The 14192-nt window shown below is 60.7% G+C and carries 17 protein-coding genes; 16 read left to right on the forward strand and 1 reads right to left on the reverse strand.

The features are described from left to right. Positions 1 to 13: 13 nt before the first annotated feature. Positions 14 to 1003 carry a signal peptide peptidase SppA gene (gene sppA / locus AB4O22_RS04765; protein WP_223470626.1) on the forward strand — a complete coding sequence of 330 codons (990 nt, stop codon included), beginning with the start codon at positions 14 to 16 and terminating at the stop codon, positions 1001 to 1003. 87 nt (positions 1004 to 1090) lie between these two features. Here the strand turns inward: sppA and AB4O22_RS04770 are convergent, their stop codons facing one another. Further along, positions 1091 to 1669 (reverse strand): Maf family protein, encoded by a 579-nt coding sequence (locus AB4O22_RS04770; RefSeq protein ID WP_003204264.1) that lies wholly within the window; start codon positions 1667 to 1669, stop codon positions 1091 to 1093. A gap of 105 nt (positions 1670 to 1774) precedes the next feature. Between AB4O22_RS04770 and AB4O22_RS04775 the strand changes: the two genes are divergently transcribed. From AB4O22_RS04775 to AB4O22_RS04845, 15 genes are all read left to right on the forward strand, one after another. After that, entirely contained in the window at positions 1775 to 2302 is a 528-nt protein-coding gene (locus AB4O22_RS04775; RefSeq protein WP_003204262.1) for a YceD family protein, read from the forward strand. A 13-nt stretch (positions 2303 to 2315) separates the two neighbouring features. Continuing rightward, complete coding sequence (gene rpmF, locus AB4O22_RS04780; RefSeq protein WP_003179396.1) at positions 2316 to 2498, forward strand: 50S ribosomal protein L32; 183 nt, start codon at positions 2316 to 2318, stop codon at positions 2496 to 2498. A 4-nt stretch (positions 2499 to 2502) separates the two neighbouring features. Next, complete coding sequence (plsX, locus tag AB4O22_RS04785; protein ID WP_080560998.1) at positions 2503 to 3513, forward strand: phosphate acyltransferase PlsX; 1011 nt, start codon at positions 2503 to 2505, stop codon at positions 3511 to 3513. Positions 3514 to 3636: 123 nt separating this feature from the next. Further along, a complete protein-coding gene (fabD, locus tag AB4O22_RS04790; protein ID WP_003204258.1) occupies positions 3637 to 4575 on the forward strand; it encodes an ACP S-malonyltransferase in 939 nt (312 codons plus the stop codon). 15 nt (positions 4576 to 4590) lie between these two features. Further along, entirely contained in the window at positions 4591 to 5334 is a 744-nt protein-coding gene (gene fabG, locus AB4O22_RS04795) for a 3-oxoacyl-ACP reductase FabG (protein WP_367862488.1), read from the forward strand. Positions 5335 to 5525: 191 nt separating this feature from the next. Beyond that, positions 5526 to 5762 carry an acyl carrier protein gene (gene acpP, locus AB4O22_RS04800; protein ID WP_003175607.1) on the forward strand — a complete coding sequence of 79 codons (237 nt, stop codon included), beginning with the start codon at positions 5526 to 5528 and terminating at the stop codon, positions 5760 to 5762. A 108-nt stretch (positions 5763 to 5870) separates the two neighbouring features. Next, positions 5871 to 7115, forward strand: coding sequence for a beta-ketoacyl-ACP synthase II (fabF, locus tag AB4O22_RS04805; protein WP_003204255.1), 1245 nt, complete (start codon positions 5871 to 5873; stop codon positions 7113 to 7115). Further along, complete coding sequence (gene pabC / locus AB4O22_RS04810; protein ID WP_460095944.1) at positions 7115 to 7930, forward strand: aminodeoxychorismate lyase; 816 nt, start codon at positions 7115 to 7117, stop codon at positions 7928 to 7930. The genes fabF and pabC overlap by 1 nt, the downstream gene beginning before the upstream one ends. Before the next feature lie 3 nt (positions 7931 to 7933). Further along, positions 7934 to 9094: an endolytic transglycosylase MltG gene (gene mltG, locus AB4O22_RS04815; protein WP_460095945.1), complete on the forward strand. Its 1161-nt coding sequence runs from the start codon at positions 7934 to 7936 to the stop codon at positions 9092 to 9094. Positions 9095 to 9113: 19 nt separating this feature from the next. Further along, entirely contained in the window at positions 9114 to 9746 is a 633-nt protein-coding gene (tmk, locus tag AB4O22_RS04820; RefSeq protein WP_460095946.1) for a dTMP kinase, read from the forward strand. Beyond that, positions 9739 to 10725, forward strand: coding sequence for a DNA polymerase III subunit delta' (locus AB4O22_RS04825; protein WP_460095947.1), 987 nt, complete (start codon positions 9739 to 9741; stop codon positions 10723 to 10725). Before tmk ends, AB4O22_RS04825 begins: the two co-directional genes overlap by 8 nt. 65 nt (positions 10726 to 10790) lie before the next feature. Beyond that, complete coding sequence (locus AB4O22_RS04830; RefSeq protein WP_003204243.1) at positions 10791 to 11147, forward strand: PilZ domain-containing protein; 357 nt, start codon at positions 10791 to 10793, stop codon at positions 11145 to 11147. An 11-nt stretch (positions 11148 to 11158) separates the two neighbouring features. Further along, positions 11159 to 11953, forward strand: a complete 795-nt coding sequence (locus tag AB4O22_RS04835) for a TatD family hydrolase (RefSeq protein ID WP_460095948.1) — start codon at positions 11159 to 11161, stop codon at positions 11951 to 11953. Positions 11954 to 12337: 384 nt separating this feature from the next. Next, the gene (locus AB4O22_RS04840; protein ID WP_003204240.1) at positions 12338 to 12976 is read left to right on the forward strand and encodes a TetR/AcrR family transcriptional regulator; all 639 of its coding nucleotides are present in this window, start codon (positions 12338 to 12340) and stop codon (positions 12974 to 12976) included. Positions 12977 to 13129: 153 nt separating this feature from the next. Then, positions 13130 to 14098: a GTP 3',8-cyclase MoaA gene (locus AB4O22_RS04845; RefSeq protein WP_003204238.1), complete on the forward strand. Its 969-nt coding sequence runs from the start codon at positions 13130 to 13132 to the stop codon at positions 14096 to 14098. Positions 14099 to 14192 lie beyond the last annotated feature (94 nt).

Here is a 14192-nt window from a genome sequence, read left to right on the forward strand (position 1 = left end):
TGGGGATTCACGCATGACCGATGAATGGAAAGCACCTGTCAAGGCGAGCGCCGAGAGCGGGGATGACAAAAGCTGGAAGCTGTTGGAAACAACCTTGCTCGCCAGCGTGCAGGAACAGCGTCGCTCCCGTCGCTGGGGTATTTTCTTCAAATTGCTGACCTTTACTTATCTCTTTGTTGCATTGGCGCTGTTCACGCCGCTGATGGACATGGAGAAAAGCGCTGTCGCCGGCCCGGCGTATACCGCTTTGATCAATATCGAGGGCATGATCGCCGACAAAGAGCCTGCCAGCGCCGACAACATCGTCGGTAGCCTGCGGGCCGCCTTCGAGGACTCGAAGGTCAAGGGCGTGGTGCTGCGCATCAACAGTCCCGGCGGTAGTCCGGTGCAATCGGGATACGTCTACGACGAGATCGTGCGGTTGCGCGCATTGCACCCGGAGATCAAGGTGTATGCGGTCATTTCCGATCTCGGTGCTTCCGGTGCCTATTACATTGCCAGTGCGGCGGACCAGATCTATGCCGACAAGGCCAGCCTGGTGGGCTCCATTGGTGTGACAGCGGCCGGCTATGGCTTTGTCGGGACCATGGAGAAACTGGGCGTGGAGCGTCGTGTGTATACCTCCGGCGAGCATAAATCCTTCCTTGATCCGTTCCAGCCGCAAAAGCCTGAAGAAACCGCTTTTTGGCAGAGCGTGCTCGACACCACTCACAAGCAATTCATTGCCAGCGTCAAGAAGGGCCGAGGCGAGCGCCTGAAGGACAAGGAGCATCCGGAGCTGTTCTCCGGGCTGGTCTGGTCGGGGGAGCAGGCATTGCCGCTGGGCCTGATCGACGGCTTGGGCAGTGCCAGTTCGGTGGCGCGGGATGTGATCGGTCAGAAGGACCTGGTGGACTTCACGATCGAAGAGTCACCGTTCGATCGCTTCTCGAAAAAGCTGGGGGCAAGCATCGCCGAGCATCTGGCGATGTGGATGGGCTTCCAGGGGCCGACGTTGCGCTGATTGTCCTGGGAGCTTCAGTGCAGCGGGTTGCTGGTGCTGGCCCTTGTGGCGAGGGAGCAAGCTCCCTCGCCACGGATGATTCCCAAGTCAGGGAACCTGCACGCCCTCGGCCAGCAACATATCCACAAGACGAATCAGTGGCAGGCCGATCAGGCTGGTGGCGTCTGGCCCTTCGGTGCTCTGGAACAGGCTCACGCCAAGTCCTTCGGCCTTGAAGCTGCCGGCGCAGTCGTAAGGCTGCTCGGCCCGCAGGTAGCGTTCGACGCGCTCTGGGTCCAGGGTGCGCATGGTGACGGTAAACGGAATGCAGTCGACCTGGCAGGTGCCGGTCTGGCTGTTGAGCAGTGCCAGGCCGGTCAGGAACGTGACCTTGGTGCCGCTGGCAGCCAGCAGTTGCTCGCGAGCGTTCTCGAAGGTGTGAGGCTTGCCCAGGATGCGTTCGCCGAGCACGGCGACCTGGTCTGAACCGATGATCAGGTGCGCCGGGTGGCTGTCGGCCAGTGCCAGGGCTTTTTCCCGGGCCAGGCGCTTGACCAGTTCAAGGGCGGGCTCGCCGGGGCGATGGCTTTCATCGATGTCGGGTGAGCAGCAGACGAACGGCAGTCCCAGGCGGGCAAGCAATTCCCGGCGATAGACCGAGCTTGAGGCAAGTAATAAAGGCAGCATGGGCGGCTCCAAAAGGCAGGGCTGAATTCTAGCGAGGCGCGCAAGTGACGGACAGGGCTGAATTTCCTTTGACATGGCCGGGGGCATCCCTATAATGCTGCGCCTATGTTGAATGACCCGATTCCACCTCACGTTGACCCGCGCAAATTGGCTGACCGTGGCACCACCCTTCAAGGTGAACTGCTGCTGGCCGATTTGAAGAGACTCTGCGACCCGCTTTCCGACGATGTCGGTACGGTCCAGGCCAAATTCGTTTTTGAACGAGATGAACGTAAATCTGTGGTTATCCACAGCTTTATCGACACTGAAGTCAAAATGGTTTGCCAGCGTTGTCTTGAGCTGGTCACCCTGCCGATCCACAGCGAGTGCAGTTACGCCGTGGTGAAGGAGGGTGCGAATACCCAGTCGTTGCCGAAAGGTTATGACGTGCTGGAACTGGGCGAAGATCCATTGGATCTGCAGTCACTGATCGAGGAGGAGCTTCTGCTCGCCTTGCCCATTGTGCCTGCTCATCATCCGGAAGAATGCCAGCAGCCGGCGGGAGCAGATGAGCCCGAACCGAGCGAGGACGAGGTAACGCGGTCCAACCCGTTCAGTGTATTGGCGCAGTTAAAGCGTGACCCAAACGTTTAGGAGTTAATCAATTATGGCTGTTCAGCAGAACAAAAAATCCCGCTCTGCCCGTGACATGCGCCGTTCGCACGACGCTCTCGAGGCTAGCACCCTGTCCGTAGAAAAAACCACTGGTGAAGTTCACCTGCGTCACCACGTATCGCCAGAAGGCGTATACCGTGGTCGTAAAGTGATCGACAAGGGCGCTGACGAGTAATCACTTGTCCGCTCAAGTCATCGCGATTGACGCAATGGGCGGGGACTTCGGTCCCCGCAGCATTGTTCAGGCCAGCCTCGCTTGTCTGAATGCTACACCCTCGCTGCACCTGACCCTCGTCGGTCAACCCTCCCTCCTGGAAGAAATGCTCAGCGGCCAATCGGCTGTCGATCGCGCGCGCCTGACTATTGCCCCAGCGTCCGAAATCATCACTATGGACGAAAAGCCGGCCCAGGCCCTGCGCGGCAAGCCCGACGCCTCGATGAGGGTGGCCCTTGAGCTGCTGCGCGATGGCAAGGTCCAGGCATGCGTCAGCGCTGGCAATACCGGTGCGCTGATGGCGCTGTCTCGCTACGTGCTCAAGACCTTGCCGGGTATCGACCGGCCTGCGATGGTGGCGGCGATCCCGACCCAGCGTGGGTTCTGTCAGTTGCTCGACCTGGGGGCCAACGTCGATTGCAGTGCCGAGCATTTGCTGCAATTTGCGGTGATGGGCTCGGTCGCGGCGGAAACCCTGGGCATCGTGCGCCCGCGTGTGGCGTTGCTGAACATCGGCACTGAAGACATCAAGGGTAACCAGCAGGTCAAACTGGCGGCCACGCTGCTACAGGGCGCGCGCGGCATCAACTACATCGGCTTCGTCGAAGGCGATGGCTTGTACCGTGGCGAGGCCGATGTGGTGGTGTGCGATGGCTTCGTCGGCAATATCCTGCTCAAGTCCAGCGAAGGCCTGGCCACCATGATCGGCCAGCGCATCGAGACCTTGTTCAAGCAAAGTCTGGCCTCGCGGGTAGTCGGCGCCCTGGCGCTGCCGTTGATGCGTCGGTTGCAGGCTGACCTGGCGCCGGCGCGGCACAACGGTGCGAGTTTCCTCGGGTTGCAGGGGATCGTGATCAAGAGCCATGGTTCGGCGGGCGTGCAGGGTTTCCAGAGCGCGATCAACCGGGCAGTGATCGAGATCCAGGAAAACCTGCCGGAGCGCCTGCATGGTCGCCTCGAGGATTTGTTAACTTAGGCGTTTTCGTCCGACAATGCTTAAATGTGACCGGTCGGTTCAAGCCGCCATCCAACTCTCAGTTTCCTAGCGCCCCCAGGGGCGTCAATTTTTGACGACAAGATCATTAGGGGCTTTGTTTTCATGTCTGCTTCCCTCGCATTCGTCTTTCCAGGACAGGGCTCGCAGTCCCTCGGCATGCTGGCCGAGCTGGGCGCGCAATACCCGCTGATCCTCGAAACATTCAAAGAAGCTTCCGATGCGCTCGGCTATGACCTCTGGGCACTGACCCAGCAAGGGCCGGAAGAGCGCCTCAATCAAACCGATAAAACCCAACCAGCCATCCTGACTGCCTCGATCGCGTTGTGGCGCCTGTGGCTGGCTGAAGGCGGCGCGCGTCCGGCATTCGTCGCCGGTCACAGCCTGGGCGAATACAGCGCCCTCGTAGCCGCTGGCAGCCTGAGCCTGGGCGACGCGGTGAAGCTGGTGGAGCGTCGTGGCCAGTTGATGCAGGAAGCGGTTCCGGCCGGGCAGGGCGGCATGGCCGCGATCCTCGGCCTGGAAGACGCCGATGTGCTGGCCGCCTGTGCCGAAGCGGCGCAAGGCGATGTAGTCAGTGCGGTGAACTTCAACTCCCCGGGCCAAGTGGTTATCGCCGGTGCCAAGGCCGCTGTCGAGCGCGCCATCGAGGGTTGCAAGGCCCGTGGTGCCAAGCGCGCCATGCCACTGCCGGTCAGCGTGCCGTCGCACTGCGAACTGATGCGTCCGGCTGCCGAGCGCTTTGCCGAATCCATCGCCGCCATCGACTGGCAGGCCCCGCAGATTCCCGTGGTGCAGAACGTCAGCGCCAACGTGGCGCCGGATCTCGAGACCCTCAAGCGTGATCTGCTGGAGCAACTCTACAAGCCGGTTCGCTGGGTCGAATCGGTGCAGACCCTGGCGGCCAAGGGCGCGACCGAGCTGGTCGAATGCGGCCCTGGCAAAGTGCTGGCAGGCCTGAACAAACGCTGCGCCGAAGGCGTGTCGACTTCCAACCTCAACACCCCAGACGCCTTCGCTGCCGCCCGTGCAGCGCAGGCCTGAACAGGAGAAGCTTGCATGAGTCTGCAAGGTAAAGTTGCACTGGTGACCGGTGCAAGCCGTGGCATCGGCCAGGCCATCGCCCTGGAACTGGGTCGTCAAGGCGCCATCGTTATCGGCACTGCGACTTCCGCTTCGGGCGCCGAGCGTATCGCTGCGACCCTGAAGGAAAACGGCATCCAAGGCACCGGCCTGGAGCTGAACGTCACCAGCGACGAATCCGTTGCGGCGGTGTTGGCAAGCATTCAGGAGCAGTTCGGTGCGCCGGCGATCCTGGTCAATAATGCCGGTATCACCCGCGATAACCTGATGATGCGCATGAAAGATGACGAATGGTTCGACGTGATCGACACCAACCTGAACAGTCTGTACCGGCTGTCCAAGGGCGTTTTGCGTGGCATGACCAAGGCTCGCTGGGGTCGAATTATCAGTATCGGTTCGGTTGTGGGTGCCATGGGCAACGCAGGCCAAGTAAACTATGCTGCGGCGAAGGCCGGTCTGGAAGGTTTCAGCCGTGCGCTGGCGCGTGAAGTGGGTTCGCGCTCGATTACGGTAAACTCGGTTGCACCGGGTTTCATCGACACCGACATGACCCGTGAACTGCCAGAAGCACAGCGTGAAGCCTTGTTGGCGCAGATTCCGCTGGGTCGTCTGGGGCAAGCTCAAGAAATCGCGTCCGTGGTCGCTTTTCTTGCGTCGGACGGTGCGGCATACGTGACCGGGGCTACAATCCCGGTAAACGGCGGGATGTACATGAGTTAAATGTGACGGATTGCTTCAAAAAAATGTCATACGAGCTGTCTAAAATCCGTTATAAAGCTGCAATCAATTTATAGACGGCGGGCCGCAGGGTTTGAGGAGTGAAGCTTTCGGTTGAAAAACCGAAAAGTTCTTCTATACACTTACCCACCGGCCAGCTGCCTGAATTTGTCCATTAGGAGTGAAAACAAGGTATGAGCACCATCGAAGAGCGCGTCAAGAAAATCGTTGCCGAGCAACTGGGCGTTAAAGAAGAAGAAGTTGTGAACACCGCTTCCTTCGTTGAAGACCTGGGTGCCGACTCCCTTGACACTGTTGAGCTGGTGATGGCTCTGGAAGAGGAATTCGAGACCGAGATTCCTGACGAAGAAGCTGAGAAGATCACTACTGTACAAGCTGCTATCGACTACGTTACCAGCCACCAGGCGTAATCGTTTTTAGTCGTCGCTAGCTGTCATGGAAAAACCGCACTGCCATCACGGCGTGCGGTTTTTTCTTTAGGCCTGATGCAAAGTCGTCATTAGAAAAAGGAGAGTGCTGTGTCGCGTAGACGCGTCGTAGTCACCGGTATGGGTATGTTGTCGCCACTGGGCACGGATGTGCCGAGCAGTTGGCAGGGCATTCTGGCTGGCCGCAGTGGCATTGGTCTGATCGAACACACCGACCTTTCTGCCTATTCCACCCGTTTTGGCGGCTCGGTAAAGGGCTTCAATGTCGAGGAATACCTGTCGGTCAAGGAAGCTCGCAAGCTTGACCTGTTCATTCAATACGGCTTGGCAGCCGGTTTCCAGGCAGTGCGCAACGCCGGGCTGGAAGTCACCGACGCCAACCGTGAACGCATCGGCGTGGCCATGGGTTCGGGTATTGGCGGCTTGACCAATATCGAAGAAACCAGCCGCACGCTGCACGAATCGGGGCCGCGACGGATTTCTCCGTTCTTCGTGCCGGGCTCGATCATCAACATGATTTCCGGTTTCCTGTCCATCCACCTGGGTGCCCAGGGACCCAACTACGCCATTGCCACGGCGTGCACCACCGGTACCCACTGCATCGGCATGGCCGCGCGCAACATCATGTACGACGAAGCCGACGTAATGATCGCCGGCGGCGCCGAGATGGCGGCTTGCGGCCTGGGCATGGGTGGCTTTGGCGCTTCCCGTGCGCTGTCGACCCGCAACGACGAGCCCGCCCGTGCGAGCCGGCCGTGGGACAAGGGCCGCGATGGCTTCGTGCTGTCCGACGGTGCCGGTGCGCTGGTGCTCGAAGAACTGGAACACGCCAAGGCGCGCGGCGCGACCATCTACGCCGAACTGATCGGCTTTGGCACCAGTGGCGATGCGTACCACATGACGTCGCCACCGGCCGATGGCGCCGGTGCTGCCCGGTGCATCGCCAACGCCTTGCGTGATGCGAAGCTCAACGGCGAGCAGGTGCAGTACATCAACGCCCACGGCACTTCGACCCCGGCCGGCGACCTGGCCGAAGCCCAGGCGATCAAGACCGTGTTCGGCGAGCACGCCTACAAGCTGGCGGTCAGCTCGACCAAGTCCATGACCGGTCACCTGCTGGGTGCGGCAGGGGCGGTGGAAGCGATCTTCAGCGTCCTGGCGATCAACAGCCAGACAGCGCCGCCGACCATCAACCTCGATGAGCCGGACGAAGGTTGCGACCTGGACTTCGTGCCGCACACTGCCCGCGGCATGGACATCGATGTGGTGCTGTCCAACTCCTTCGGCTTTGGCGGGACCAACGGTTCGCTGGTGTTCCGCCGGTTCGCTGGTTGATGGAAAGCTGGGTCGACGGTCAGCCGGCCGACGTCCTGTCGCTGAAAGATCGTGGCCTGGCTTACGGCGATGGGTTGTTCGAAACCCTCGCCGTGCACGCTGGCGGGCCAGTGTTGCTGGACCGTCACCTGCAACGCCTGGAAGCCGGTTGCCGGCGGTTGGCGCTCAACGTTGACATGAGCGCGTTGAGCACCGAGCTGAATGCCTATGCCCGGTGCCTGGGCAACGGCGTGCTGAAGTTGATCGTGACCCGTGGCGACAGTCTGCGCGGTTATGCCGCAGATCCCTTGGCCCCGGCCCGACGCATCCTGCAAGGGAACCCGCCAGCCGCTTATCCTGCCGCCCATGCCGAACAAGGCGTTCTTCTGTTTCCCTGCAGCGTGCGGTTGTCCGAGCAGCCCTTGCTCGCTGGTCTCAAGCACCTCAATCGCCTGGAACAAGTGCTGGCTCGTGCCGAATGGAGCGACGGGCAGTATGCCGAGGGCTTGATGCTGGATACGTCCGGGCGGGTGATCGAAGGTGTGTTCAGCAACCTGTTCCTGGTGCGCGATGGCGTGTTGTTCTCGGCCGACCTGAGCCGTTGCGGCGTGGCCGGCGTGATGCGCGCAGAATTATTGTTTCAAGCCAAGTCCCAAGGCATCGCCACGCAAATCACGGATATCAGTCTCGAACAGTTGCACCAGGCTGATGAAGTCTTCGTCTGCAACAGCGTTTATGGCGTGTGGCCGGTACGCGGATGCGGTTCGGCGCGCTGGTCGGTTGGCCCGCTCACCCGTAAACTGCAAACCCTTGCCCGTGCGCTATTGGATGTTTGATTCGTGAGACGTAAATTCTTGCTGCTGCTGGAGACCGGACTGGTTCTGGCAGGGCTGTTGTTGGGCGCTTCGGCCTGGAAGATTCATTCGGCGCTGCAACAGCCGCTGAACATCACCCAGGAAGAATTGCTGGACGTGCCCAACGGGACCACCCCGACCGGAACCCTCAAGCGCCTCGAAGCCGATGGTCTGATCAAGGACGCCTTCTGGCTGCGGATCTATTGGCGCTTCAATCTCGCCGACCAGCCACTGCATTCCGGTGAATATCGGATGGTGCCGGGCATGACCATGGAAGGCCTGATCGGTGTCTGGAAGCGCGGCGAAGTGGTGCAGTACAGCGTGACGCTGGTTGAGGGCTGGAATTTCCGTCAGGTGCGCGCGGCGCTGACCAAGGATGAAAAACTCCAGCAGACTCTCAGCGGCCTGAGCGACGCCCAGGTCATGGACCGTCTTGGTCACTCCGGGATATTTCCCGAAGGCCGGTTCTTCCCGGATACCTATCGCTTCGTGCGTGGCACCTCGGATGTCGACCTGCTGAAAAAAGCCTACGACCGCCTGGAAGACGTGCTCGCCAAGGAGTGGGCACAGCGTGCCGCCGATGTGCCTTACACTCAGCCGTATCAAGCGCTGATCATGGCGTCCCTGGTGGAGAAGGAAACCGGTGTGCCCCAGGAGCGCGGGCAGATTGCCGGCGTCTTTGTGCGGCGCATGCGCCTGGGCATGCTGCTGCAGACCGACCCCACGGTGATCTATGGTCTGGGCGAGCGCTACACCGGCAAACTCACCCGCGCCCATCTGAAAGAAGAAAACCCCTATAACACCTACCTGATCCCGGGCTTGCCGCCGACGCCGATTGCGATGGTGGGGCGCGAAGCGATTCATGCGGCATTGAACCCGGCGTCGGGCAATAGCCTTTACTTCGTCGCGCGTGGTGACGGCAGCCACGTGTTTTCCGATGACCTGGAGTCGCACAACAACGCGGTGCGCGAATTCCAACTCAAGCGCCGTGCCGATTACCGCTCCAGCCCGGCTCCGGCAACATCGGACGAGCAGGCACCGATTCCCGCGGCATCACCCGACACGGCGCCCGACGCTGTACCCCAGGTGCCGCCTCAAGTACCTGCTCCCGAACCGGATGCCAGCGAGCCGCCGAGCCCGCAATGACTTTGATTAAGGATCGCCTGTGACTGGCTTGTTTATAACGCTGGAAGGCCCGGAAGGCGCCGGCAAGAGCACTAATCGCGAATACCTGGCCGAACGCCTGCGGGCCGCTGGCATCGAGGTGGTGTTGACCCGTGAGCCGGGCGGTACGCCGCTGGCCGAGCGAATTCGCGAGGTGCTGCTGGCGCCCATTGAAGAGGTCATGAACCCCGACACCGAGCTGTTGCTGGTGTTCGCCGCCAGGGCACAGCATCTGGCCGAGGTGATTCGCCCGGCGCTGGCCCGTGGCGCGGTGGTGCTCTGCGATCGTTTTACCGATTCGACCTATGCCTACCAGGGCGGCGGCCGGGGCTTGTCCGTGGAGCGCATCGCCGCGTTGGAAGCCTTCGTCCAGGGTGACCTGCGGCCAGACCTGACCCTGGTGTTCGACCTGCCGGTGGAAATCGGCCTGGCCCGCGCCAGTGCCCGTGGCCGCCTGGATCGTTTCGAGCTTGAGGGCCAGGCTTTCTTCAATGCCGTGCGCAATGCCTTCCTGAGTCGCGCCAAGGCCGATCCGGCGCGTTACCTGCTGATCGATGCCGCGCAACCGCTGACCCAGGTCCAACAGTCCCTGGACGGCTTGCTGCCGCGTTTGCTGGAGCGTGTCCGTGGCTGAAGCCTATCCCTGGCAAGACGGCCTCTGGCAGCAACTGGCCGGTCGTGCCCAGCATGCCCATGCCTATCTGTTGCACGGCCCGGGCGGCATCGGCAAGCGGGCACTGGCCGAGCGCCTGATGGCCAGCCTGCTGTGCCAGCGCCCGGGTGTCTCGAATGCCTGCGGCGAGTGCAAGTCCTGCCTGCTGCTCAAGGCGGGCAGCCATCCCGATAATTACGTGCTGGAACCGGAAGAGGCGGACAAGGCGATCAAGGTCGACCAGGTTCGGGACCTGGTCAGCTTCGTGGTCCAGACCTCGCAGATGGGCGGGCGCAAGGTGGTGCTGATCGAGCCGGTCGAGTCGATGAACATCAACGCCGCCAACGCCTTGCTCAAAAGTCTTGAAGAGCCTTCCGGCGACACCGTGCTGTTGCTGGTCAGCCACCAGCCGAGTCGCTTGCTGCCGACCATCAAGAGTCGCTGCGTGCAACAGGCCTGCCCGCTGCCGAGCGAGGCGATGAGCTTGCAGTGGCTGGCCCAGGCCTTGCCCGACAGCAGCGACGAAGAGCGTGTCGAGTTGCTGACCCTGGCGGCCGGCTCGCCCCTGGCGGCTGTCAGCCTTCAGGCCCAGGGCGTGCGGGAGCAGCGGGCCTTGGTGGTGGACGGGGTCAAGAAACTGCTCAAGCAGCAGCAATCCCCCACGCAACTGGCCGAGGGTTGGAGCGCGATCCCGTTGCTCTTGCTGTTTGACTGGTTCTGCGACTGGTCGAGCCTGATCCTGCGTTACCAATTGACCGAGGATGAGGCTGGCCTGGGGTTGGCGGACATGCGCAAGGTGATCCAGTACCTGGCGCAAAAAAGCAGCCAGGATAAAATCTTGAACATTCAGGACTGGATTCTTGCCCAACGTCAGAAGGTGCTGGGCAAAGCGAACCTCAATCGGGTGCTGTTGCTCGAGGCGCTGTTGGTGCAGTGGGCGAGTTTGCCTGGTCGAAACTGACAGACACGGCCTAGTGTCCTGTGATACAGGACACTAAACTCAGCTCAATCGCAGCGGAGATCAGCATGAACGAACCTGTCAGTCCCGGGCCACGCAACGGTATCCTGTCCCTGACCATCAAGGACAAGTCGGTGCTCTACGCCGCCTACATGCCCTTCATCAAGAACGGCGGCCTGTTCATTCCGACCAACAAGAATTATCGCTTGGGCGATGAAGTGTTCATGCTCTTGAGCCTGATGGATGAAGCGGAAAAGATCCCGGTCGCCGGCAAGGTGATCTGGATGACGCCCAAAGGCGCCCAGGGCAATCGGGCCGCCGGCGTCGGTGTGCAATTCAGCGACGGCGACAATTCCGCCCGCAATCAGATCGAAACCCACTTGGCCGGCTCCCTGAAGTCCGACCGTCCCACCCATACGATGTAGCCCGGCCTTTTATGCTTGTAGATTCCCATTGTCACCTTGACCGTCTCGACCTCGCTGCCCATGGCGGCTCCCTGGATGCTGCGCTGGACGCGGCCCGTGAACGGGGTGTCGGTCATTTCCTGTGCATCGGTGTCAGCGCCGACAACGCCGCCGACGTCAAGGCCCTGGCCGAACGTTATGCCGATGTCGATTGTTCGGTCGGTGTTCATCCGCTGGATGTCCAGCCCGACGCTGCGCCGGCGCTCGATTGGCTGTTGCGTGAGCTGGACCATCCACGGGCGGTCGCCATCGGCGAAACCGGCCTGGACTATCACTACGAACCGGAAGCCGCTGACGTGCAGCAGGCGTCATTCCGGCTGCACCTGGAGGCCGCCCGACAAACCGGCAAGCCGGTGATCATCCACACCCGTGGCGCCCGGGCCGACACCCTGGCCTTGCTGCGTGACGCCGCGCTGCCCCAGGCCGGGGTGCTGCATTGCTTCACCGAAGACTGGGACATGGCCAAGGCCGCCCTGGACATGGGCTATTACATTTCCTTGTCCGGGATTGTCACGTTCCGCAATGCCGATGCATTGCGCGACGTTGCCAGCAAAGTGCCGGCTGATCGGCTGTTGGTGGAGACCGACTCGCCTTACCTGGCGCCCATTCCCTATCGTGGCAAGCCGAACCTTCCGCAATACGTACGGGAAGTGGCAGAGTTCCTGGCGATGCTGCGCGGTGAGTCCTACGAGCGGTTTGCCGAGCAGACGACGGAGAATTTTAAGCAATTGTTTCCGCTGGCTCATGTGCGGGCGGCGCAAGCCTGAATTCCATGCAAAAAAAACCCGGGTTCTGGGGGGTGAATCCGGGTTAAGACCATTAGGAGTAAAACAAAGGTACGCGGTCCGTTGGTACCTTCATCAGCGCGTCACTTGGGGGAGATGTCGCGCCGACAGTTCAAGTATTGATCAGTATGCCAACCCGTCCAGTCTGGCCGGGGCGGTTTTTAAACAAATTTGGAATACGCTCGCTTCGGATAAGTTCTCACTGTCGCCAAAGCTCGCAGGCACGGCGCATTGGCGTGAGAAACGGTGAGCCGGGTGTGTACGGTTTTGTGAAGAACAGTGGCCGAGAACGGATGATCCGTGCATTTTTGCGTAAGTTAGGCATAATACCCGGCTTCGAATTTTGACCCTTCAGACCTTTTTCTTATGCACAAAGAACCCCGTAAGGTCCGTGAGTTTCGCCGCCGCGAGCAGGAAATTCTCGACACCGCGCTCAAGTTGTTCCTCGATCAGGGTGAAGACAGTGTCACCGTCGAGATGATTGCGGATGCCGTGGGTATCGGCAAAGGCACGATTTATAAACATTTCAAATCCAAGGCGGAGATCTACCTGCGCCTGATGCTCGACTACGAGCGCGATTTGAACGAGCTGCTGCACTCGGCCGATGTGGACAAGGACAAGGAGGCCCTGTCCCGGGCCTACTTCGAGTTCCGCATGCGCGACCCGCAGCGCTACCGCTTGTTCGATCGCCTGGAAGAGAAGGTGGTCAAGGGCAACCAGGTGCCGGAGATGGTCGAGGAGTTGCACAAGATCCGCGCCTCGAACTTCGAACGCCTGACCCTGCTGATCAAGGGCCGGATCAGCGAAGGCAAGCTTGAAGACGTGCCGCCTTATTTCCATTACTGCGCTGCCTGGGCGCTGGTGCACGGTGCGGTGGCGCTGTATCACTCGCCGTTCTGGAGCAACGTGCTGGAAGATCAGGAAGGTTTCTTCCAGTTCCTGATGGACATCGGCGTGCGCATGGGCAACAAGCGCAAGCGCGATACCGACGTCCCTAGCAGCTAAGGCCGCACAGGCCAAGACATTCAGCTACCTTATTGCGCCATGTCCGCTTACATGGCGCAGTGTCCCAGTAATATACTCAGGCTTGGGTCTTGCGAAATCTTGATTTCTGGGTCAATTTTCGTGAGTCCGATTTTTCTTGTGCCGGAGTGATCCATGATCGTTGACCGTCAAGGCAGGCGTTTCCGTAATCTGCGGATCAGCCTGACCTCAGCCTGCAATTACGCCTGTACCTATTGCGTGCCTGATGGCAAGCGGTTGGTGGCTGCGCAGGATGAACTGTCGGCCGAGGCCATGGCGCGTGGTGTGGCCTATCTGATCGAGGCCGCCGGCATCGAGCGGCTGCGCATCACTGGCGGCGAACCGTTGGTCAGCCCCAAGCTCGAGCGTTTCATGACGGCGGTGGGGCAGATGGGCCTGGAGGACATCAGCCTGACCACCAATGGCCAGTTGCTGGCGAAAAAACTGCCGTTGCTGGTAGACGCCGGTATCCGTCGCATCAACGTTTCCCTCGACACCCTGGACCCCGCCGCGTTTCGCAGTATCGCCCGTGGCGGCGACCTGGCGACCGTGCTTGACGGCATGGAACAGGCTCGGGCCGCCGGGATGAAGATCAAGGTCAACATGGTGCCGTTGCGCGGGCAGAACCTGGACCAGGTGATGCCTTTGCTCGAATACTGCCTGGAACGTGGCTATGAGTTGCGTTTCATCGAGTTGATGCGCATGGGACACCTGGCCAGCGACTCCAACGCCTTCCTGCAGCAGTTCGTCAGCCTCCAGCAATTGCTCAGCCTGATCGGCGATCAGTACGAATACCTGCAAGCCGATGCGCCGGTGGATGCCACTGCGGTGCGCTATGAGATACCGGGGTTGGGTCACTTTGGCGTGATCGCCAACGAAAGCGTGCCTTTCTGCCGTACCTGCTCACGGTTGCGGTTGTCTTCCACTGGGTGGCTGCATGGCTGCCTGTCGTCGAGCAACCGTCACTTCGTCGGCGACCTGCTGGACAAGCCCCGTCACCAGGCATTGCCGGCGCTTCAGCGCTTGTTGGTCAAGGCGTTGGGGGACAAGCAGGAAGTGGCATTCTCCGGCGGCGCGACCATCATGAAAATCATCGGCGGCTGATCTATTGCTATCGCGGGCAAGCCTTGCTCCCACATGATAAGCGTCGTACTTGTGGGAGCAAGGCTTGCCCGCGATAGCAATTTTCCATTCACTT

It is taken from the genome of Pseudomonas sp. S3_B11 (assembly GCF_054667715.1).

Bases quoted from the DNA above. Each gene is read 5' to 3' on its own strand.
- AB4O22_RS04840 (WP_003204240.1), top strand. From the start codon at position 12,338: ATGCACAAAGAACCCCGTAAGGTCCGTGAGTTTCGCCGCCGCGAGCAG.
- AB4O22_RS04835 (WP_460095948.1), top strand. From the start codon at position 11,159: ATGCTTGTAGATTCCCATTGTCACCTTGACCGTCTCGACCTCGCTGCC.
- AB4O22_RS04845 (WP_003204238.1), top strand. From the start codon at position 13,130: ATGATCGTTGACCGTCAAGGCAGGCGTTTCCGTAATCTGCGGATCAGC.
- fabG (WP_367862488.1), top strand. From the start codon at position 4,591: ATGAGTCTGCAAGGTAAAGTTGCACTGGTGACCGGTGCAAGCCGTGGC.
- pabC (WP_460095944.1), top strand. From the start codon at position 7,115: ATGGAAAGCTGGGTCGACGGTCAGCCGGCCGACGTCCTGTCGCTGAAA.
- acpP (WP_003175607.1), top strand. From the start codon at position 5,526: ATGAGCACCATCGAAGAGCGCGTCAAGAAAATCGTTGCCGAGCAACTG.
- AB4O22_RS04775 (WP_003204262.1), top strand. From the start codon at position 1,775: ATGTTGAATGACCCGATTCCACCTCACGTTGACCCGCGCAAATTGGCT.
- rpmF (WP_003179396.1), top strand. From the start codon at position 2,316: ATGGCTGTTCAGCAGAACAAAAAATCCCGCTCTGCCCGTGACATGCGC.
- sppA (WP_223470626.1), top strand. From the start codon at position 14: ATGACCGATGAATGGAAAGCACCTGTCAAGGCGAGCGCCGAGAGCGGG.
- fabD (WP_003204258.1), top strand. From the start codon at position 3,637: ATGTCTGCTTCCCTCGCATTCGTCTTTCCAGGACAGGGCTCGCAGTCC.
- AB4O22_RS04770 (WP_003204264.1), bottom strand. From the start codon at position 1,669: ATGCTGCCTTTATTACTTGCCTCAAGCTCGGTCTATCGCCGGGAATTG.
- AB4O22_RS04830 (WP_003204243.1), top strand. From the start codon at position 10,791: ATGAACGAACCTGTCAGTCCCGGGCCACGCAACGGTATCCTGTCCCTG.